The organism is Bacillus sp. BHET2, from assembly GCF_005938125.1.
GTDB lineage: Bacteria > Bacillota > Bacilli > Bacillales > Bacillaceae_B > Rossellomorea.
This window is the reverse complement of record NZ_VCQN01000002.1, coordinates 328,359-349,278: the sequence shown is the minus strand read 5'-3', so window position 1 is coordinate 349,278 and position 20,920 is coordinate 328,359. Positions and strand designations below refer to the sequence as shown.

22 protein-coding genes and 1 other annotated feature are annotated in these 20,920 nt (G+C 41.0%); of the genes, 20 read left to right on the top strand and 2 right to left on the bottom strand.

The annotated features are described in order from the left end of the window. The first annotated feature begins 274 nt into the window (after window positions 1–274). The 17 genes from polA (at window position 275) to FGG79_RS11285 (ending at window position 16,920) form a co-directional block, all read left to right on the top strand. Window positions 275–2,905 carry a DNA polymerase I gene (gene polA / locus FGG79_RS11365; RefSeq protein ID WP_138778354.1) on the top strand — a complete coding sequence of 877 codons (2,631 nt, stop codon included), beginning with the start codon at window positions 275–277 and terminating at the stop codon, window positions 2,903–2,905. 24 nt (window positions 2,906–2,929) lie between these two features. Then, window positions 2,930–3,754: a DNA-formamidopyrimidine glycosylase gene (gene mutM, locus FGG79_RS11360; RefSeq protein ID WP_138778352.1), complete on the top strand. Its 825-nt coding sequence runs from the start codon at window positions 2,930–2,932 to the stop codon at window positions 3,752–3,754. Window positions 3,755–3,822: 68 nt separating this feature from the next. Continuing rightward, window positions 3,823–4,455, top strand: coding sequence for a sporulation membrane protein YtaF (ytaF, locus tag FGG79_RS11355; RefSeq protein ID WP_138778350.1), 633 nt, complete (start codon window positions 3,823–3,825; stop codon window positions 4,453–4,455). Window positions 4,456–4,476: 21 nt separating this feature from the next. Further along, window positions 4,477–5,082: a dephospho-CoA kinase gene (gene coaE, locus FGG79_RS11350; RefSeq protein ID WP_138778348.1), complete on the top strand. Its 606-nt coding sequence runs from the start codon at window positions 4,477–4,479 to the stop codon at window positions 5,080–5,082. Between the two features lie 481 nt (window positions 5,083–5,563). Continuing rightward, on the top strand, window positions 5,564–6,592 hold the full coding sequence (locus FGG79_RS11345; protein WP_138778346.1) for a glyceraldehyde-3-phosphate dehydrogenase: 1,029 nt from the start codon (window positions 5,564–5,566) through the stop codon (window positions 6,590–6,592). Between the two features lie 310 nt (window positions 6,593–6,902). Continuing rightward, window positions 6,903–7,283 carry an adenosylmethionine decarboxylase gene (gene speD / locus FGG79_RS11340; RefSeq protein WP_138778344.1) on the top strand — a complete coding sequence of 127 codons (381 nt, stop codon included), beginning with the start codon at window positions 6,903–6,905 and terminating at the stop codon, window positions 7,281–7,283. Window positions 7,284–7,430: 147 nt separating this feature from the next. After that, complete coding sequence (locus FGG79_RS11335; RefSeq protein WP_138778342.1) at window positions 7,431–7,811, top strand: cytosolic protein; 381 nt, start codon at window positions 7,431–7,433, stop codon at window positions 7,809–7,811. A gap of 82 nt (window positions 7,812–7,893) precedes the next feature. Beyond that, window positions 7,894–8,349 (top strand): transcriptional regulator NrdR, encoded by a 456-nt coding sequence (gene nrdR / locus FGG79_RS11330; protein WP_034757001.1) that lies wholly within the window; start codon window positions 7,894–7,896, stop codon window positions 8,347–8,349. 149 nt (window positions 8,350–8,498) lie between these two features. Further along, a complete protein-coding gene (locus FGG79_RS11325) occupies window positions 8,499–9,884 on the top strand; it encodes a replication initiation and membrane attachment family protein (RefSeq protein WP_138778340.1) in 1,386 nt (461 codons plus the stop codon). A gap of 12 nt (window positions 9,885–9,896) precedes the next feature. Beyond that, the gene (gene dnaI, locus FGG79_RS11320; RefSeq protein ID WP_138778338.1) at window positions 9,897–10,829 is read left to right on the top strand and encodes a primosomal protein DnaI; all 933 of its coding nucleotides are present in this window, start codon (window positions 9,897–9,899) and stop codon (window positions 10,827–10,829) included. Window positions 10,830–11,071: 242 nt separating this feature from the next. Continuing rightward, window positions 11,072–11,938 (top strand): putative sporulation protein YtxC, encoded by an 867-nt coding sequence (locus FGG79_RS11315; RefSeq protein WP_138778336.1) that lies wholly within the window; start codon window positions 11,072–11,074, stop codon window positions 11,936–11,938. Between the two features lie 430 nt (window positions 11,939–12,368). After that, window positions 12,369–14,300: a threonine--tRNA ligase gene (gene thrS, locus FGG79_RS11310; protein WP_138778334.1), complete on the top strand. Its 1,932-nt coding sequence runs from the start codon at window positions 12,369–12,371 to the stop codon at window positions 14,298–14,300. Between the two features lie 240 nt (window positions 14,301–14,540). Beyond that, window positions 14,541–14,681: a sequence feature (ribosomal protein L20 leader region), on the top strand. Between the two features lie 74 nt (window positions 14,682–14,755). Next, on the top strand, window positions 14,756–15,274 hold the full coding sequence (gene infC, locus FGG79_RS11305) for a translation initiation factor IF-3 (RefSeq protein WP_171050915.1): 519 nt from the start codon (window positions 14,756–14,758) through the stop codon (window positions 15,272–15,274). A 22-nt stretch (window positions 15,275–15,296) separates the two neighbouring features. Further along, window positions 15,297–15,497 carry a 50S ribosomal protein L35 gene (rpmI, locus tag FGG79_RS11300; RefSeq protein WP_032087387.1) on the top strand — a complete coding sequence of 67 codons (201 nt, stop codon included), beginning with the start codon at window positions 15,297–15,299 and terminating at the stop codon, window positions 15,495–15,497. A gap of 28 nt (window positions 15,498–15,525) precedes the next feature. Continuing rightward, window positions 15,526–15,885: a 50S ribosomal protein L20 gene (rplT, locus tag FGG79_RS11295; protein ID WP_138778332.1), complete on the top strand. Its 360-nt coding sequence runs from the start codon at window positions 15,526–15,528 to the stop codon at window positions 15,883–15,885. Between the two features lie 89 nt (window positions 15,886–15,974). Next, on the top strand, window positions 15,975–16,253 hold the full coding sequence (locus FGG79_RS11290) for a DUF1294 domain-containing protein (protein WP_138778330.1): 279 nt from the start codon (window positions 15,975–15,977) through the stop codon (window positions 16,251–16,253). A 97-nt stretch (window positions 16,254–16,350) separates the two neighbouring features. Continuing rightward, complete coding sequence (locus FGG79_RS11285; protein ID WP_138778328.1) at window positions 16,351–16,920, top strand: TVP38/TMEM64 family protein; 570 nt, start codon at window positions 16,351–16,353, stop codon at window positions 16,918–16,920. Between the two features lie 22 nt (window positions 16,921–16,942). Here the strand turns inward: FGG79_RS11285 and FGG79_RS11280 are convergent, their stop codons facing one another. Beyond that, window positions 16,943–17,341: a sigma-w pathway protein ysdB gene (locus FGG79_RS11280; protein WP_138778326.1), complete on the bottom strand. Its 399-nt coding sequence runs from the start codon at window positions 17,339–17,341 to the stop codon at window positions 16,943–16,945. Window positions 17,342–17,486: 145 nt separating this feature from the next. Here FGG79_RS11280 and FGG79_RS11275 point away from each other — a divergent pair, with 145 nt between their 5' ends. After that, window positions 17,487–17,975 carry a dUTP diphosphatase gene (locus FGG79_RS11275; RefSeq protein WP_138778324.1) on the top strand — a complete coding sequence of 163 codons (489 nt, stop codon included), beginning with the start codon at window positions 17,487–17,489 and terminating at the stop codon, window positions 17,973–17,975. 105 nt (window positions 17,976–18,080) lie between these two features. Continuing rightward, on the top strand, window positions 18,081–19,166 hold the full coding sequence (locus FGG79_RS11270; RefSeq protein ID WP_138778322.1) for a M42 family metallopeptidase: 1,086 nt from the start codon (window positions 18,081–18,083) through the stop codon (window positions 19,164–19,166). 239 nt (window positions 19,167–19,405) lie between these two features. On the opposite strand, the gene sspI is transcribed toward FGG79_RS11270, so the two are convergent. Further along, complete coding sequence (gene sspI / locus FGG79_RS11265; RefSeq protein WP_138778320.1) at window positions 19,406–19,627, bottom strand: small acid-soluble spore protein SspI; 222 nt, start codon at window positions 19,625–19,627, stop codon at window positions 19,406–19,408. Window positions 19,628–19,751: 124 nt separating this feature from the next. On the opposite strand from sspI, the gene FGG79_RS11260 reads away from it, so the two are divergent. Beyond that, window positions 19,752–20,513: a TrmH family RNA methyltransferase gene (locus tag FGG79_RS11260; RefSeq protein ID WP_138778319.1), complete on the top strand. Its 762-nt coding sequence runs from the start codon at window positions 19,752–19,754 to the stop codon at window positions 20,511–20,513. Window positions 20,514–20,920: the final 407 nt, after the last annotated feature.

The window sequence follows — 20,920 nt, the reverse complement described above, 5'->3', positions numbered from 1 at the left end:
CCCTAAATATATGAGCCGGTTTTCGTCATATATGAGCCACTTCTCGGAACTATGATCCGGTATCCCGATTTATGATCCGCTTGCTAGGTTTTATGATCCTTTTGTCGAGAAATCGTTATTTCTAGGAGTGTGCTACTTGAATTTAATATTATTTATGGCCGGTACCTTTCCTATGCCTCCACTCTCCGAATAATAGTCCCCCCATTTTTCCTTTCATTCCCCAACATGGTAGAATAAACGTAGAGAAACTGAAGCCTTTATAGGAGGGACTTGCATGTCCAAAAAATTAGTACTGATTGATGGGAATAGCATTGCATATCGTGCTTTCTTTGCCCTGCCATTATTAAATAACGATAAGGGCGTACATACAAATGCAGTGTATGGCTTCACGACCATGCTGCAGAAAATCTTGGAAGACGAAAAGCCATCTCATATCATGGTAGCATTCGATGCGGGAAAAACGACTTTCCGACATAAGACATATAAGGAATACAAGGGTGGAAGACAGAAGACTCCGCCGGAATTATCTGAACAATTCCCTTATATCCGAGAGCTATTGGACGCTTACGGTATCAAACGTTATGAAAAAGAAAACTATGAAGCGGATGATATTATCGGTACCCTTTCCCGACAAGCGGAAGCGGACGGGTTTGAAGTGAAGGTCTACTCCGGTGATAAAGATTTAACTCAATTAAGCACCAAAAATACGACGGTTTGTATAACGAGAAAAGGGATAACGGACATCGAAGTCTATACGCCCGAGCATATAAAAGAGAAATGGGAAATTGCTCCTGATCGAATCATCGATATGAAAGGCCTGATGGGGGATAGCTCTGATAATATCCCTGGAGTACCAGGCGTAGGAGAGAAGACGGCCATTAAGCTGTTGAAGGAATTTGATTCCCTAGAGAAGCTTCTCGAGTCCATTGATCAAGTGAGTGGGAAAAAATTAAAAGAAAAGCTTCAAGAAAATAAAGACCAGGCGATTATGAGTAAAGAACTGGCAACGATTCTCAGGGAAGCGCCGATTGAGATCAAAGTGGACGAGCTTCAATATGAAGGCACCCTTGAAGCGCAACTAAAGAACTTCTACCGGGATCTTGGATTCAATTCATTATTGGAGAAAATGGGTGAGTCCATAGAAGAAGAACCTCTGGAGCTCGATGATATCTCCTTTGAAATCGTCGAGACCATTCAAGATAAACATCTGACAAATGAGAGCTCGTTATATATCGAAATGCTTGAGGAAAATTATCATCTAGGAGAAGTCATTGGATTGAGCCTTCACAATGAACAGGGGACGATTTTCTTTACCCTTGATACAGCTTTGAATTCAGAGGTGTTTAAGAAATGGGCGGAGAACGAAAGCGCAGCGAAGTATGTGTATAACTCGAAGGAAGCGGTTGTGGCGTTAAAGAGACAAGGGATAGATATTAAGGGGATTCAGTTTGATCTTTTGTTAGCGTCTTATATCATTAATCCTGCAGAATCGAGTGAAGACTTTGCTTCCATCGCAAAAGGACATGGACAGCCTGCTATTGAAACAGATGAAACCATCTATGGTAAAGGGGCGAAACAGAAAGTTCCTTCCACTGAAGTTTTATCAGAGCACCTTGCTCGTAAAGCATTCATTCTTCATGAGTTAAAGAATACGTGCATTAAAGAGTTGAAAGAAAACGACTTGGAAGAATTATTTATGGACCTGGAATTGCCACTGGCTCTTATCTTAGCCGAGATGGAATTTACAGGTGTGAAGGTGGATCAGGATCGTTTGCTTACTATGAAAGATGAGCTTGCACACCGATTAGAGGAACTTGAACGAAATATCCATGAACTTGCAGGGGAAAACTTTAATATTAATTCTCCTAAACAGCTCGGTGTGATTCTTTTTGAAAAGCTTGGATTACCGGTTGTTAAGAAAACGAAAACGGGCTATTCTACTTCTGCCGACGTGTTGGAAAAACTTCAGCCTAAGCATGAAATTATCGATCATATCCTTCATTACCGTCAGTTAGGTAAGCTGCAATCTACCTATTTGGAAGGGTTATTGAAGGTCGTTCATAAGGAATCAAGTAAGATTCATACACGCTTCAATCAGGCTCTGACACAAACAGGCCGATTAAGTTCAACGGATCCAAATCTTCAAAATATCCCGATCCGTCTTGAAGAGGGCAGAAAAATCCGTCAGGCGTTCATTCCTTCTGAAAAGGGTTGGGTAATGTTTGCTGCCGATTATTCTCAAATCGAATTGCGAGTGCTGGCCCATATTGCCAAGGATGAGAAGTTGGTTGAAGCATTCAGAAATGATATGGACATCCATACGAAAACAGCCATGGACGTCTTTGGGGTTGAAAAGGAAGAAGTCACATCCAATATGAGAAGACATGCGAAAGCTGTTAACTTCGGAATCGTCTATGGAATTAGTGATTACGGTCTTTCACAGAGCCTTGATATCTCCCGGAAAGAAGCTGGTGAATTCATCAAGAAGTATTTAGAAAGTTTCCCAGGTGTTAAGGAATACATGGATGACATCGTGCAGGATGCTAAACAAAAAGGATACGTCACGACATTGATGAATCGTCGCCGTTATCTTCCTGAAATCACGAGTCGTAATTTCAACCTGAGAAGCTTCGCAGAACGTACGGCGATGAATACCCCGATCCAAGGAAGCGCAGCAGATATTATCAAGAAGGCCATGATTGATATGGCTGCCCGCTTAAAGGAAGAAAACCTTCAATCACGCCTATTATTGCAAGTGCATGATGAATTGATCTTTGAAGCTCCAGAAGATGAAATTGAAATACTGAAGAAAATTGTACCTGATGTCATGGAGAATGCGATGGAGCTTGAAGTCCCATTAAAGGTTGATTATTCTTACGGACAAACATGGTACGATGCGAAATAAAGCCTTTTTGAAGGAGGTGGCAGAGTGCCCGAACTACCTGAAGTAGAAACGGTCAGAAGAACGCTTGAGCTCCTTGTAATAGGAAAGAAAATAAAAGATGTTACAGTCTCCTGGCCGAAAATGATCAAACACCCGGCTGAAACCGAGGAATTCATTCATAGCTTGAGAGGTCAGGAAATTCTTGAAATGAGAAGAAGAGGGAAATTCTTGGTCTTTTATTTAAATGATGTGGCACTGGTTTCTCACTTGAGAATGGAGGGGAAATATAATGTGTCGCATCAAGGGGATCCCGTTGAAAAGCATACCCATGTCATATTTCACTTTACCGATGGCACGGAACTTAGGTACAGGGATGTACGGAAGTTTGGGACGATGCATGTATTTAAGAAGGGGGAAGAACTGCTTCATCTCCCTCTCCTTCAGTTGGGACCAGAGCCTTTCCAACCAGAATTCACAGCGGACTACTTAACAAAAAAACTGGGTAAAACCGAAAGAATTGTGAAAGCGACGTTATTAGATCAAACGGTCCTTGTAGGGTTGGGGAATATCTATGTGGACGAAGCCCTATTCCGTGCTGGCATCCATCCAGACAGGAAATCAAAAGCCCTCTCCCGGAAAGAGGTCGAGCGATTACACGAACAAATCATAGAAACGCTAACCGAAGCTGTAGAAATGGGCGGGAGTACGATCCGATCTTACGTGAATTCCCAAGGCCAAATGGGGATGTTTCAACAGAATCTTTACGTGTATAGTCGCAAAGATGAACCATGCAGAAACTGTGGTGCTATCATCAAGAAAAAAGTTTCCGCAGGAAGAGGGACTCATTACTGTCCTCAGTGCCAACGGTAGAAAGAACATTTAACATCTGATAAGCCCTTACCATATAGTATTGTAATGATTTCTGGGAGGGCTATTAGATGAGTGAAACAATCTCCTTATTACTGCTGGCGTTTGCTGTGAGTCTCGATAGTTTCAGCACCGGTTTAACCTACGGATTACGAAAAGTGAAAATACATGCAAAATCAATCAGCATCATATCGATTTGTTCAGCAAGCTCGCTATTATTGGCCATGTTGCTTGGTCAAACCCTCGGGTCCATCATCACACCGGCTTGGGCCGGCAGAATTGGTGGCATGATTCTTGTCGTGATTGGAGCGGCCGTTCTTTACCAGTTTTTCAGACCGGAAAAGGAAGCCGCATTATCACATGAAAAAACATTAATTAACTTTGAAATTAAATCGATAGGCTTAGTGATTCAAATTTTAAGAAAGCCCCTGACGGCAGACTTTGATAAATCGGGTACGATTACCGGAATTGAAGCATTTATGCTGGGAATCGCCTTGTCACTGGATGCGTTCGGAGCAGGAATTGGCGCAGCACTATTACATTTTTCACCCCTATTACTAACGTTAGCGATCTTTGTGATGAGCTTTACGTTCTTATTCTCTGGATTGAAGATGGGAGAATTCTTCTCTCATTTACGGTGGATTCACCGTGTGTCATTTCTTCCGGGAGTATTGCTCATCCTTATAGGGATCCTGAGATTTTAATGTGCCGGAAAGGAAATGATCATGGCAAGTGTTATAGGATTAACAGGTGGAATCGCGAGTGGCAAGAGTACCGTTTCCACGATGTTGAATGAAAAAGGATATACGATCATCGACGCTGACTTGGCTGCCCGAATGGTAGTAGAAGTCGGTCAGCCCGCTTACCTTGCGATTGTAGAGGAATTTGGAGAGGGCATCCTCCATCAACCAGACGCTACCATCAATCGGGAAAAACTCGGTCAGATCATCTTCAACTCAGACGAAAAAAGAAAAGTGCTGAACGGCATCGTTCATCCAGCTGTCAGAAAAATGATGCTACAGCATAAGGATGAAGCAATAGAAGCCGGGAAAAATACCATTTTCATGGACATTCCGCTTTTATTCGAAAGCGACTTGACCTGGATGGTAGAACGCACCCTTGTCGTATACGTCAACGAAGAAACCCAATTGTCACGATTAATGGAGCGAAATCACTACAACCATGAAGACGCAGCAGCCCGTATCGCTTCCCAATATCCCCTAAGAGACAAAGTTACTTTAGCCGACGCTGTCATCGACAACAACGGATCGCTGCATGAAACTAAGAGACAGCTAGATGCCCTTTTAGTGGAGTGGGAATTGAAACCATAGCATAACAATTTACCGACAAGAATACAGCTTGTCGGTTTTTTATATTATGCATAACAAGAATTGTTAATGGTGCTCTAGTATTCCAAGACTTTACGACCGGAATAAGTTGAATAGTACTTGTATATAGAAGCACAGAGTGTATTGGAGCGGAAGGCACTTAACTCCTGCGGGAAATGAGGAAAAGTCGAGACCCCGGAGACGGAACGTCGAGGAGGCTCGACTTCCTCCCCGGGGAAGCGAGCAATCTTGAGATGAAATCAACGAGCACTTGCTTATAGAAAATAGAATGGATAAGCCCTGAGCCATGAAAAACATGTATGAATTGAAACCACAAAAATATACATTCAATAAGCTCATTTGTCAGAATTATAAAACATTTAAAAACCGCAAAATACTTATTAACTAATTCTCCAAATATGTTATACTATTTTTAGAAAATAAACATATAAGTATAACATTAATATAGAGGGGAGCCGGATTTATGAAGGCGAAAATTGCAATCAATGGTTTTGGGCGTATCGGAAGAATGGTTTTCAGAAAAGCGATATTAGAGGATGACTTAGAGGTTGTAGCCATTAACGCAAGCTACCCGGCTGAAACATTAGCACATCTAATAAAGTATGACACAAATCACGGTACATTTCAGGCAGATGTAGTAACTGAAGAGGACGCACTCATCGTGAATGGTAAACGTGTCCTACTATTGAGCAATCGTGATCCTAAAGCATTACCTTGGAACGATCTAAATATTGATATCGTGATCGAAGCAACAGGAAAATTCAATTCTAAAGACAAAGCAAGTCTACACCTTGAAGCAGGAGCCAAAAAAGTCATCTTGACGGCACCTGGTAAAAATGAAGATGTAACGATTGTGATGGGCGTAAATGAAAGCGCATTAAATATAGAAGAACACAGTGTGATTTCCAATGCTTCATGTACAACGAACTGTTTAGCGCCTGTTGCGAAGGTGTTAGATGAGCAGTTCGGAATTGTAAACGGTCTCATGACGACGGTCCATGCTTATACGAATGACCAAAAAAATATCGACAATCCACATAAAGACTTGCGAAGAGCGAGAGCATGCGGGCAGTCGATCATCCCTACAACGACGGGTGCCGCGAAAGCGCTATCATTGGTTCTTCCTCAGTTAAGCGGGAAACTTCACGGTATGGCACTACGGGTGCCGACACCGAACGTATCGTTAGTGGACCTAGTTGTTGATGTGAATAGGGACGTAACAGTAGATGAAATCAATGAAGCATTCATTACAGCTTCTCTTGGTTCTTTAAATGGTGTCCTTCAATTCACGACAGAGCCACTAGTTTCAATCGACTTTAATACGAATCCACATTCAGCAATCATTGATGGATTATCCACGATGGTTATGGGGGATCGAAAAGTGAAGGTTCTTGCCTGGTATGACAACGAATGGGGCTACTCTTGCCGCGTTGTGGATCTGGCTAAATTTGTGGCAACCAAAATGAACGCAAAACAAGAAGTGAACGTTTGAAAGAATCAACATAAACAATAAGCCCTATCCTTAGAACGTGTCTTTGCTGACGCGTTCTTTTTCTTTATGCCTAAATGTCAAAACAACAGGTCCATTCCCATCTGAAAAAGTTTAAAGAAATTTATTGCAAAAGAGATTTAAACAAAGTATACTATTTTTCGTGAACTTCTTATTAGCAAATGAATACTGATTTAATTACTTAAAGGGTTAGGACCTCTTCGGACTAACTTTCCCCCGTGGTAATTAAGATTTTGCCAAAGGATGCGTTCATTTTGACGAAAAAAATGATGTCAAAGGGGGAAATACGAAAATGGAAACAATGGGTCGTCATGTAATCTCAGAATTATGGGGTTGCGATTTTGAAAAATTAAACGATGTAGTAGGTATTGAAAAAACATTCGTAGATGCTGCGCTTAAATCAGGTGCAGAGGTACGAGAGGTGGCATTTCATAAATTTGCTCCTCAAGGTGTAAGTGGAGTAGTGATCATTTCTGAATCACACTTAACGATTCACAGTTTTCCTGAACATGGTTATGCAAGCATTGATGTATATACTTGCGGTGAATTAGATCCTAATATCGCTGCTGAATATATTGCAGAGGCACTAGGTGCGGACACTCGTGAAACGATTGAATTACCACGTGGAATGGGTCCGGTACAAGTGAAAAAGTCTCAGGCTCAAGCCCTTTAATCGATAATAACCCGAAAGAGATGCATGTTTCATGCATCTCTTTTTTTTATATTTATCTTTTTTTTATATTTATCCGTCTCCTTTCTCTTATTTTCCAATCTTGTCTCTTTCGTGTAAAATAAGGATAAATAAAGGGAGGAACTTTATATGAGCGGAATAAGAACTTTGTTAAAACGATTTCAATCAGAGTGTGAGACGTCTGACGCACATGAGGATAAGGAATTGCAAACACGCTATTTTAAGTCCATGCATCAAGGTGCATTTAATGGAGTTTTAGATTTATTCTCATCATCTGAGTATGAAGTGATTTCCCAATCGAAAGACAGAGGGGAAATCACAGTCCGGAAAAATGGGATGCCTCAACTGTTCATTGTTGCTACGGTCATTACCGTTAGACCATCCGAAACGGCAATCGATTTTAAAATCAGCGCAGATAAAGGGAAAATCTTTGGTACATATACCGTCTTAAAGGCACAAATTAACCATTATTATCAGAGACTCGACAGTGACATGAAAAAAGTGAAATAACGGTAAATCCTTTATACGCTTGTGTATGTCCCGGCTTTTTTATATGATGAAGGTAATAGTATGTTATAACGGAGCTGATATTATGAAATGCCCGTCTTGCCAGCATAATGGTACACGAGTAGTGGACTCCCGTCCTGCAGATGAAGGACGTTCAATCAGAAGAAGGAGAGAGTGTGAAGAATGCACGTTTCGCTTCACTACCTTTGAGAAGGTTGAAGAGCTTCCTTTGATTGTGGTGAAAAAAGAAGGGGTAAGAGAAGAGTTTAGTCGAGAAAAGATTTTAAGAGGACTGATCAAGGCATGTGAGAAGCGTCCTGTCCCTCTTGAAAGATTAGAAAAGATTTCAACGGATATCGAGAAAGACCTTCGGAATCAAGGTGCATCTGAAGTGGAATCCGTGAAGATCGGCGAGATGGTCATGGATCACCTAGCTAAAGTAGATGAAGTGGCATACGTCCGTTTTGCATCTGTATATAGACAGTTTAAAGATATTAATGTGTTTATAGACGAACTAAAGGAATTAATAAAAAAAGAGTAGTAGAATGAGCTGAAGATGGAATTCTTTAGCTCTTTTCTCTTTATCTTTTCCTTTGTTAAACAGGTTCCCGGACCAATCAACTTAGTTCGTAAGGAAAATCAACAATAAGATTTTCCTGAGTTTTTTATGAAAGGTAGAATCCAACTATGATGAAGAAGCATTGGAATGAAATACAACCAATCGATCACTACACTGTAGGGACAAATGGGATGCTTCAGGAATATGATCGGAAAATCATTACATTCTTATATCAGCCTTTAATCGGTACCGTTTGTTACAGTCTTTATACGAGTTTATGGGGAGAGGTTGAAGAGAACCGCCTGTGGTCGACAGATTCCACCCATTATCATCTGATGAACGTTCTGTCAGTCAACCTTCAGGACGTGTATGAGGCGAGGATGAAGCTTGAGGGGATTGGGTTATTAAAGGCTTATGAAACAAGGGACGGGGAAGAACGCAGCTTTCTCTATGAATTGCAGCCCCCCCTGACTCCCGAGGAATTCTTTCATGATGGTATGCTGAATGTATATCTTTATCGTAAAATAGGGCGTACTCATTATTTACGCTTAAAGAAATTTTTTACGGACGTATCTGTAGATAAGAAGCAGTATACAAACATCACCCGTTCGTTTCAGGATGTATTTACATCTGAGCAAATTAACTTTCTTCACCATGATGCCAATGTGGATTCTGCAACGGAATCAGGTGAACAATATTTGAAATATGGGAAGAACGATGGTCTTTCACTGGATGAAGTTGATTTTGATTTTCAGCTACTACTGGCAGGACTATCCGAATCGATGGTTCCCCGTAGAGCTTTTACACCCCATGTGAAGGAAACCGTATTAAAGCTGAGCTATTTATACGGTATCGATCCTCTTCAAATGAAGAATATCGTCTTAAGCTCCCTGGATGCTGATGATACCATTGATGTGGAATTACTTCGTAAAACCGCACGAGATTGGTATGGATTGCAATCAGGTGATCAACTGCCGGATTTGACGACAAGAATCGAGCATAAAGCACCTGTGAAATCGGATAAATCCCTCTCGAAAGAAGAAGAGCTTATTGAATATCTGGAAACCACTTCGCCGAAGGATGTTCTATCGGACATTTCAAATGGAGGAGCTCCTTCTAAGGCAGACCTCCAGGCTGTTGAAGAAGTCCTCATGTCACAGAAGTTACCGATTGGTGTCATGAATGTCCTGGTTCAATATGTATTGCTGAAAACGGATATGAAGCTCACGAAGGGATATATGGAGAAAATCGCATCCCACTGGTCAAGGAAAAAGGTGACCACAGCAAGTGAAGCGATGGTTTTAGCGAAAAAGGAACACAAGCAGTATCAAGAATGGGCTGAAGGGAAAAAGGAAACGAAATCGAACAGGCGACGAAAGCCGATTCGTACGGAAAAACTTCCTGAATGGTTCAAGGAAGAGGAGACGGCCAAAGAAACCGATTCCCCGGTGGAAGAATACGATTTCGAAGCAGAAAAGAAAAAACTTGAAGAAGAGCTCAAAAATTTTCGGAAGTAGGTGAACGTAGCGGTGGAGAAAATAAACAACACCCTGAAAAGGTTGGCGACTTCTGGTTCGTTTCAACAGAGATATGAGCAAATGAAAAAAGAGATCCTCGAAAATAATGATGTAAAAGATTTTATCCGGAAGAACGAAGGACTTGTAACAAATGATATGGTCAATGCAAGCTTGATGAAGCTTTATGAATACATTTCTCAAAGTAAAGAATGCCGGTACTGTCCTTCTTTAGAGGAATGTAAGAATATGATGGAGGGGTATGACCCTCATTTAGTCATAAGAGGGAGCACGATTGATATCGAATACCACCGCTGCCCTCGAAAAGTCATTCATGATGAACGAACGAGCTCACAGCGTCTCATCAAAAGTCTGTATGTGCCAAAGGATATACTACAAGCCTCCTTCCAGACCCTTGATCTTGATTCAAAGAGCCGTTTAGAGGCTGTGCGCTTAGCGAAGAATTTTGTGGAAAATTATACAGAAGGAACAAAAATGAAGGGTTTATACTTTTACGGGAAGTTCGGAGTGGGCAAATCCTATTTGTTAGGTGCTATGGCCAATGAACTTGCCGAGAAGAAGATTGCCTCCCTGATTGTATACGTTCCCGAATTCTTCCGGGAAATCAAACAATCACTGGGCGATAACTCTGTAAATGAAAAATTAGAGATGGTTAAATCAGCCCGGATCCTCATGCTAGATGATATCGGTGCAGAAACCATGTCCAGTTGGGGAAGGGATGAAATCCTAGGCACTATCCTCCAGTACAGAATGCTCGAGAACCTGCCGACCTTCTTCACATCCAACTTCAACTTCAACGAATTGACTCATCACTTAACATACAGTCAAAGAGGAGAAGAAGAAAAACTAAAAGCCGCACGAATCATGGAGCGGATCAAATACCTATCCCAACCCGTTTTGATCGATGGGAGAAACAGAAGAGAATAGTTTATAAGAGAGGACGTCCCCACGGATTATCCTCTCTTTTTGCTGTAGATGTATTTGTTTTAGATTTTTTGATGGAAATCGACATTCCTCAAACGTTCACCTGATAGGACAGAGCCTAATTATCACTTCAAGAACAACTAAGTTTAAGAAAAGAGAAAATTAAATTCCCTGATAAACTTCTAATTCATACAAGCCTCCCATATATATAAATCAGGGATTTGGGTTTAAGGAGGCGGTAAAGTTTGATTGAATTTATTTTCAAGCAAAAAAGAGATGCGTTAAAGCTTCAAGAATACCTCAATAAAGAATTCATCCAATCATGGTTTCACGAAACGCTTTTTCAACATAAAGCTCACTATAATCTATCTATAGAAGTTTCCCCTTTCTTTAAAGAAAAAGAAAAACTATTCCACGGGGTTTCCCAATTCGTCATAAATGAAAAATGCATGGACTGGTCAGAACTCCTCTTGAGAGAACAGTACTTCTATGAAGATAGTCATGAAATCAATCAAATATTAGAAATCGTATCAGAGATGAGGATGGGGGAACGTCCTGAATTGATGGAGTTGATCAGTGAGTGGGACGAGGTGAGGTATGTCCACGGAAGCCTGGAGCTGTTGCTTGAGGGGAAAGCCCCGATATCATTTGATTCTTTCAGCAAGTTCAGACTAAAGGAACTCCAGGAAAGACTGCTTAAAGTCGTGGATCTTGCTATCGAAGAATACAAGATGGAGCAGGAATATCAGATGTTTGTTCATATGCTGAGGGAGTATCTGGCTTCTAGGGAACTGAAGATGAGGACGATTCATCTTTATTCAACAGGATATGGGTTTCGTTTCTTTGATGAAGATATGAAAGAGATATCCAGGCAGGAATTGACGAAAGCGATTGATAAACGCCTGCTTACGAACCACCCATTATACGTTGATTCGTATACAATTGCACCGTTACTTTCCCTTGCTCCTGCAAAGATTTTCATCTACGGAAACGGAGACCATCAATTAATCAGGACGCTTCAGAATATTTTTGAAGAACGGGTCGATTTGTTACCGTTAAGTTATTTTCCTGATACACTTCTTTATCCTTCGTGGGATCTTGCGAATGAATAGACTGTTTGCCGATTCCTCTTGCTTTTCAAAACATAACCGATTATAATACCTACATAATAAGTCAATAAACATAGGTTATGATGAGGATAACAATATTCCTATTCCATTCACAGAGAGGGAAGTCACAAGGCTGCAAGCTTCCTAATTCGTTAGAAGTATTTACCACCTCTGAACTTCAATTGTGAACTGAATCCAGTAAGGATTCATAGTAATGATTGACGGCTAAATGTCGTTATTCGTTTTCAATGAAGTCATTGTCGCATTTTTGTACAATGAGAAGTTGGGTGGAACCACGAGTTTATTTATTAACCTCGTCCCTTCAATCGTGAAGGGGCGGGGTTTTTTGTTTTTTTTAGGTCAATTCATCCGTCCTGATGATTGTAAGGAACGGGAAAAAGCCAATTTTACATCACATAAGGAGTGAAATCACATGTCAGAAGTAGTGAAAATGCAGTTCCCTGATGGAAATGTTAAGGAGTTTCCTAAAGGAACGACAACAGAAGAGATTGCCGCGTCTATCAGTCCAGGACTGAAGAAGAAGGCACTCGCAGGTAAACTTAACGGTGAATTGATTGATTTGCGTACAGGAATCCAAGAGGATGGAGCGATTGAAATCGTCACTCCTCCTTCAGACGAGGCAGTGGAAGTCCTTCGCCACAGTACTGCTCATTTAATGGCCCAGGCCATTAAACGTCTATATCCTGAAACAAAGCTTGGAATCGGACCTGTCATTGAAGGGGGATTCTATTATGATATTGATTCGGAGCATACGTTCACTCCTGAAGATCTTCCACTGATTGAGAAAGAAATGAAGAAGATCACTGGTGAAAACCTAGAGGTTATTCGTAAAGAAGTAAGCCGCGACGAAGCGCAGAAAATGTACGAAGAAATCGGTGACGAGTATAAGCTTGAACTACTCGAGGCGATTCCTCAAGGTGAGCAGGTTTCAATCTATGAGCAAGGAGAATTCCTCGATCTTTGCCGTGGAATCCATATTCCTTCTACAAATAAAATTAAAGAATTCAAGCTGTTGAGTATCGCTGGCGCATACTGGCGTGGAAATAGTGATAACAAAATGCTTCAACGGATTTACGGAACTGCTTTCTTCAAGAAAGAAGATCTGGAAGAGCATTTGCGCCTTCTAGAAGAAGCGAAAGAGCGTGACCACCGTAAAATCGGTAAAGAATTGAATTTATTCATGAACTCTCAAAAAGTTGGACAAGGTTTACCGATGTGGCTTCCAAAGGGTGCGACGATTCGCCGTATCATCGAGCGTTACATCGTTGATAAAGAGGAGCGCCTTGGCTATGACCACGTATATACTCCGGTTATGGGGAGCGTGGAACTTTATAAAACAAGCGGTCACTGGGATCACTATCAGGAAAACATGTTCCCGGTAATGGAAATGGATAATGAAGACCTGGTTCTTCGTCCGATGAACTGTCCTCATCATATGATGATTTACAAAAACGACATCCATAGCTACCGCGAACTTCCGATTCGTATCGCTGAGCTTGGGCTAATGCATCGATATGAATTGTCAGGTGCCTTATCAGGACTTCAACGTGTCCGTGGTATGACTCTGAATGATGCTCATATCTTCGTCCGCCCTGATCAAATCAAGGAAGAATTCAAGCGTGTCGTACGCCTGGTTCAGGAAGTATACAAAGACTTTGATCTGAATGACTATTCTTTCCGCCTTTCTTATCGTGATCCTGAAGATACGGAGAAGTATTTCGATGACGATGAAATGTGGAACCGTGCACAAGGAATGATCAAGGAAGCCATGGATGAACTGGATGTTGAGTATTTCGAAGCAGAAGGGGAAGCGGCATTCTACGGTCCCAAACTGGATGTTCAAGTGAAAACAGCTCTAGGAAAAGAAGAAACGCTTTCAACTGTGCAACTTGACTTCTTACTTCCAGAACGCTTTGACTTAACATATGTAGGAGAAGACGGAAAACAGCATCGTCCGGTTGTAATTCACCGAGGAGTCGTATCTACAATGGAACGCTTCGTGGCATTCCTAATTGAAGAATACAAAGGAGCATTCCCGACGTGGCTCGCTCCAACTCAAGTACAGGTGATCCCGGTATCTCCGGATGTGCACTTCGACTATGCGAAAGAAGTGAAAGAAAAACTTCAAGCTGAAGGATTACGTGTCGACATCGATGACCGTAATGAAAAAATCGGCTATAAAATCCGTGAAGCACAGATGAGTAAAGTCCCTTACATGCTTGTGGTGGGAGACAATGAAATCAAGGAAACAGCTGTAAACGTCCGTAAATACGGAGAACAAAAATCAGAAACAATATCCCTTGGCGAATTCATCGGCCACATCACAAAAGAAGCAAAACGATAAAACGAAGAGTAAAAAGAAGAGTAAAAAGAAGAGTAAAAAGAAGAGGGACGGACCTCCATTTGTCAATTGTAGTTTACAATAAGTGTGCAGTTTGAGGTCCGTCCCTCTTATGGAAATTTCAAAAAAACTATTGCACTCTCCTTAGATGTCTGATAGTATGAAATACGTTGTGATATTAAATGATTATTTGACAGCGGTATTGTCATGTGATATATTATCTAAGGTGAATTGAATACAGATTGGTACAAGCAGGAGCTACCCGCTTCTCACCTGAATAACGCTTTTCAAAGTTGTTTACAGGTATGTGATTGACTATTAAAGCCTTTATATAAGCTTAATAATCAGATGCGGGTGTTTCGACACTCGCATCTTTTTTTGTGTGTTTAATACATACAAAAGATGCGAGTGCGTCGACCAAAGCCGTGTATTCTTTTAATAAACCTTGGAGGTGGCTAATTATTAGCAAAGACATGATCTTAAACGAAACGATTCGTGCCCGTGAAGTACGTCTTATCGATCAAAACGGTGAGCAACTTGGTATTAAAACCAAGAATGAAGCTCTTGAAATTGCAGAACGTGTAAATCTTGATCTTGTTCTTGTTGCTCCAACTGCAAAACCACCCGTTGCTCGTATCATGGACTACGGTAAGTTTAAGTTTGAACAACAGAAGAAAGAAAAAGAAGCGCGTAAGAATCAAAAAATCATCAATCTTAAAGAGGTACGTTTAAGCCCGACGATTGATGAGCATGATTTCAATACTAAGCTTCGTAACGCTCGTAAGTTCCTTGAAAAAGGAGACAAAGTTAAAGCGTCAATCCGATTTAAAGGTCGTGCGATTACGCACAAAGAAATTGGTCAACGTGTTCTGGATCGCTTCAGTGATGAGTGTAAAGATGTAGCAACCGTTGAATCAAAACCGAAAATGGATGGTCGTAGTATGTTCTTGGTGCTTGCACCGGTTAACGAAAAATAAAGGACCCGAGGAGGAAAAGCTCATGCCAAAAATGAAAACTCACCGCGGCTCAGCTAAGCGTTTTAAGAAAACAGGTTCTGGTAAACTTAAACGTTCACACGCTTATACAAGCCATTTATTCGCAAACAAATCTACTAAAGCAAAACGTAAACTACGTAAAGCGGCTGTTGTCTCTAAAGGAGATTTCAAACGTATTCGTCACATGCTCGACAACCTAAAATAAGAAGTAATAGAAACAGGAGGGAATTATTATGCCACGCGTAAAAGGCGGAACAGTAACACGCAGACGTCGTAAAAAAGTTCTTAAATTAGCCAAAGGTTATTACGGTTCCAAACATACTTTATATAAAGTAGCAAATCAACAAGTCATGAAATCATACATGTATGCTTATCGTGACCGTCGCCAAAAGAAACGTGATTTCCGTAAACTATGGATCACACGTATCAATGCGGCTGCTCGTATGAACGGTCTTTCTTACAGCCGTTTAATGCACGGATTAAAGCTTGCTGGTATCGAAGTAAACCGTAAAATGCTTGCTGAACTTGCGATTTCTGACGAAAAAGCATTCAACCAATTAGCTGATGCTGCTAAAGCTCAACTAAACAAATAATAAACTACTAACTCGTTAGTAGTTAAAAAGGACTGGCCCCCCGGCCGGTCCTTTCTTATATAAATATCAATGGAAAGCAGGTAGAAACCATGGGTACACTTACAAGTATCTTATATTTATATGCAATCATCATCAATATCATCGGCTTTGTCATCATGGGCAGGGATAAAAGAAAAGCAGAGCGACATGAATACCGCATTAGTGAGCGTGTACTGTGGCAGGTTGCGATCCTTGGAGGAAGTGTCGGAGCTTACCTTGGAATGAAAGTGTACAGACATAAAACGAAGCACAAACCATTTTCATTGGGCCTCCCGTTACTCGTCATGCTCCATTGCTTGTTTTTTATCTGGCTGAATGCCAAATTGTAGAAACCAAAGTTTTCATTCTTTCCCCCGTTTGCGCTACATACATATAGAGAGAGAGTAATTAAACAGCTTAGAATAGCAGAAGGAGGTCACGATAGCCATGGACGAACGGTTGGTTGCTGCATTCGCCTTCATGGAGGCCAGTGGGTATATGGCTCCTGTTCTGTTTATCTTATTTCATATCCTCAGGCAGTTTCTGTTCATTCCCGTAGCACTTGTCTGCATGGCGGGAGGAGTCCTGTTCGGAAGTATCTTTGGCACTCTGTATTCATTAATGGGATTAACGCTCTTATCTGTCACTTTTTATTTTGTTATCAAAAGCTTTACGCCTTTTTATGAAAAGCTCCTAAGACTGAAGGAAAGATGGTTTGGGAGGAACGCTACTCTGACTACTGGCCAGATCGCGGTGCTTAGGTTGATTCCATTTGTTCATTATCAATTACTTAATCTTTGTCTGCTTGAACGGAAGAAGGAGCTAAAACCCTTTATTCGTGCTTCTGTTCTTTCTAACGTGCCCCTGGCGTTTTTTTATACCGTTTTCGGTCAATACATCAAACAATTTTCCCCACCAATTCTCGTCATGATTTTCATCGCACTCATCGTCTTATTCTACCTATTGAGAGAAAAAGTCAAAGTCATTCAGTGGAGAGAGTTCTTTCCAGGTAAATGAAAATTAAAAACGACCAGCTATGCTAGTCGTTTTTTTGTTGGGCTTTTTGAAGGAATTCGTTAATCGGGCTTTTCCAATCCAGTTTGGCATCGGGATATCTTTCTTTGATTTCGTTCTGGAGGTATTCGAAGTCCTCTCGGGTAAGACCTTTTAATGAGGAAACATTTTTAGTCCATACGAAGATGGAAACAACATCGAATGACTTTTCAGTTGAACCAAGATATTTTTCCCCTTCAAATCGTACACCCTTATACGTTATGTGAAAATTCTTTCGGACATTTTCCTGATCATCGAGAAAGTAGAAACGCTTCTGTTCCTGGGCAAGCTCCAGTTTTCGCTTTGGGTTGATAATGTATTTAACGCTGCTGTATAAAAGGTAAAGAATAAGGAAAAAAATCACTAACCGTATAAGCCAAAGCATAACCATTACCTCCATAGGCATATTTCTTCCACTATTATTTACGATAAAAACGAAAAAAGGTTTCATATTATTTAAAATTTGTTTAAAAATTTGTCATACTAAGAGAGAGTGCAATAAATACAGACATCTAAGGGGAGAGAAGAACATGAATGTTGAAGCGCTATTGGACATGCAAAAGAAGCTAGATGAACATATTGAAGAAGAACACGGATTAAAGCAGGAAGATTTAATTGAAAAGAAGATACTTGCTTTGCTGGTTGAGGTAGGGGAACTGGCAAATGAAACGAGAAGCTTTAAGTTCTGGAGTAAGAAGCCATCCTCATCCAAGGAAGTTATTCTTGAAGAATTCGTAGACGGGATCCACTTTATTCTATCACTGGGAATCGAAATTGGTATCATGCAATTTGATTTGGGTGAAACCAATTACACAAATGAAGATGTGTCGAAACAGTTTTTGGAAGTATTTAAAGAGGTCAATCACTTTGCTGAAGAACGATCCGTGGAACATTTCCAACAGTTGTTCCGGCATTACGTCTACTTGGGAGAACTTCTAGGCTTTTCTCATGAAGAAGTATTTGATGCGTATGTGAAGAAAAATGAAGTGAATTATAATCGTCAAAAAGAAGGATATTAACCTGTAAGAACTTCTTTTTCCTAGTTATGAAAAATCAGGGAATTTTGATGATTGACAAACGTTTTAGTATAATGAAAAAGAAGTAACATTTAGGGGGGCGAAATAATGACGAAATTAGATGAAACATTGACGATGCTCAAGGATTTAACCGATGCTAAAGGGGTACCGGGTAATGAACGCGAAGTAAGGGATGTCATGAGAAGATACATAGAACCGTTTGCAGATGAAATCACTACGGATAATCTCGGAAGCTTGATCGCTAAAAAAGTCGGCGATGAGAACGGTCCTAAAATCATGGTGGCTGGACATCTTGATGAGGTAGGATTCATGATCACTCAAATCGACAGCAAAGGATTCCTCCGCTTTCAAACCGTAGGCGGCTGGTGGTCTCAGGTCATGCTTGCTCAGCGAGTGACCATTGTGACAAGTAAAGGGGAAGTAACCGGTGTGATCGGATCCAAACCTCCACATATCCTTACTCCAGAAGCGCGGAAGAAAGCTGTTGACATCAAAGATATGTTTATCGATATTGGTGCATCAAGCCGTGAAGAAGTACAGGAATGGGGAGTGAAGCAGGGCGATATGGTTGTCCCTCATTTTGAATTCACGGTGATGAATAATGAGAAAATGCTTCTTGCGAAAGCGTGGGATAACCGCGTTGGATGTGCGATTGCCATCGATGTATTGAAGAATCTTCAAAATGAGGTGCATCCGAACGTCGTGTATGGTGTTGGTACAGTCCAGGAAGAAGTAGGTCTTCGTGGAGCGAGAACGTCTGCAACCAAAATTCAACCCGACATTGCCTTTGGTGTGGATGTTGGAATCGCAGGAGATACTCCAGGTATTTCTGACAAAGAAGCATCAAGCAAGATGGGAGATGGACCACAGATCATTTTATATGATGCGTCGATGGTTTCACATAAGGGACTCCGTGATTTTGTAACTAATACGGCGGATGAACATAACATTCCATATCAATTTGATTCAATTGTCGGCGGTGGTACGGACTCAGGTGCGATTCATTTAACAGCAAACGGTGTGCCAGCTTTATCAATCACAGTGGCCACACGCTATATTCATTCCCATGCAGCAATGATGCATCGAGATGATTATGAAAATGCCGTTAAATTGATTACCGAAGTGATCAAGAAATTAGACACGGATACAGTGGCGAAGATTACGTTCGATTGAAGCCTACTGAGATAGAGCTAAAAAAGAGATGCCTGGGATTTCTATTGAATCCTAGGCATTTTTTTCGCGGTACTAAATACGTACCTATAATCGAGACGCGTATGAATTTTTGAATGGTGGGAGTCCTAATCAGCCCGTATTAGCTCGGTCGACCGGACTTTCTCATTCCTGAAAATCGAATATTTGAATCGAAATTGACAATAAATAAGGGTAACCCATTCGCAGGGTTACCCTTGTCCTTACTGTGCTTGTAGCTGCTGTAATGATTCTTCTAACGTTTCGAGAACCATTTTCTGTTCTTGTGGGTCTGCGTTTTCCCAGAATACTTCAAGAAGCACACCCAGTCCAGGAAGGGTCTTTTCTTCTCCCCCTTGGATTGCATCTACGATGGTGTCTCTTAGTTGGTCCTGGTTGTTACCAGACACGTTGTGTATGATTGCATTTCGTAAGTTAAGACTCATCACACATTTCTCCTTTTTTGATAGTTGAGGAATTCATTGTTATCTTGTCTCAAATTGAATTTATTATGTAGGAAAGTTAAGGTATAATGAGACCTTGAATAGTAATCTAAAGGAGCGGATACGATTGAAGTTTATTCAATCCTCGAAAAATCCTGTTGTGAAGCAATGGAAGAAGTTATTAACCAAAAAAGAACGAGATCTCACTCGTACATACATAGTTGAAGGGGTTCACCTTGTGGAAGAAGCAATGAAGCAGGAGGATACGGTCCTTGAGCTGATTGTTGTGGAAGGAATCGATCTTCCGCAACAATGGACGGCGGATTCGGTTTCCATGACTATGGTATCAGATGAAGTGGGAAAAGCCCTATCTGATACCGAAACTTCCCAAGGGATTTTTGCTATTTGTAAGCAAAAAGAAGATGAACATGATCGTGATAAAGCGGAAACGTTCATGCTTTTGGATGGCCTTCAAGATCCCGGTAATATCGGAACCATCATTCGAACGGCAGATGCAGCAGGGATTGATATGATTGTGTTGGGTAAAGGAACGGTGGACCCATATAATCCTAAGGTATTACGATCTGCGCAAGGAGGTCACTTTCATATCCCGATTGTCAGACGTGATCTTACTGAGACCATTTCGAAATTGAAGGAGCGGAATATCCCTGTTTATGGAACGGCTCTGGAAAATGGTGTGGAGTATACTACGATAAAGCCCAGTTCTTCCTATGCGTTAATCGTAGGCAATGAAGGGAACGGCATGTCGAAAGATCTTCTAACGGAAACAGATCAGAACCTCTTCATCCCGATTTACGGGAAGAGTGAATCATTGAATGTAGCGATTGCGGCAGGTATATTGCTGTACTATTTTAAAAATGGGCAGTGAAATCCTTGAAAAAGTTTGAAATCTGCTTCGAAATTCACTATAATAATGCACATATAACTTAAAAACGTTGAAAGAGGAAAGTAGCACATGATGATCTTTAAGGGAAAGAATGCCCTGGACTGAAAGCATTCTTAAGAAATCGTGATGCGAAGATTTCACCTCTCGAGTTGGCATCGGGACCATTCAGCTTAATGAATGTAAAGATGCTCCGGCAAAGCCGTTATCCGAATGAAGTGAGTGTATCTGCCTAAAAGGTTTTTTGCGAAAGCAAAATAACCATGGGATATGCTTATAAGGGTGGTACCGCGATATAAACCTCGTCCCTTTTTGGGATGGGGTTTTTTTATTTGTTTAGTTTTCTATAAACTCATTCAAATGACCATTCGGACGATTTATATTAAAGGAGG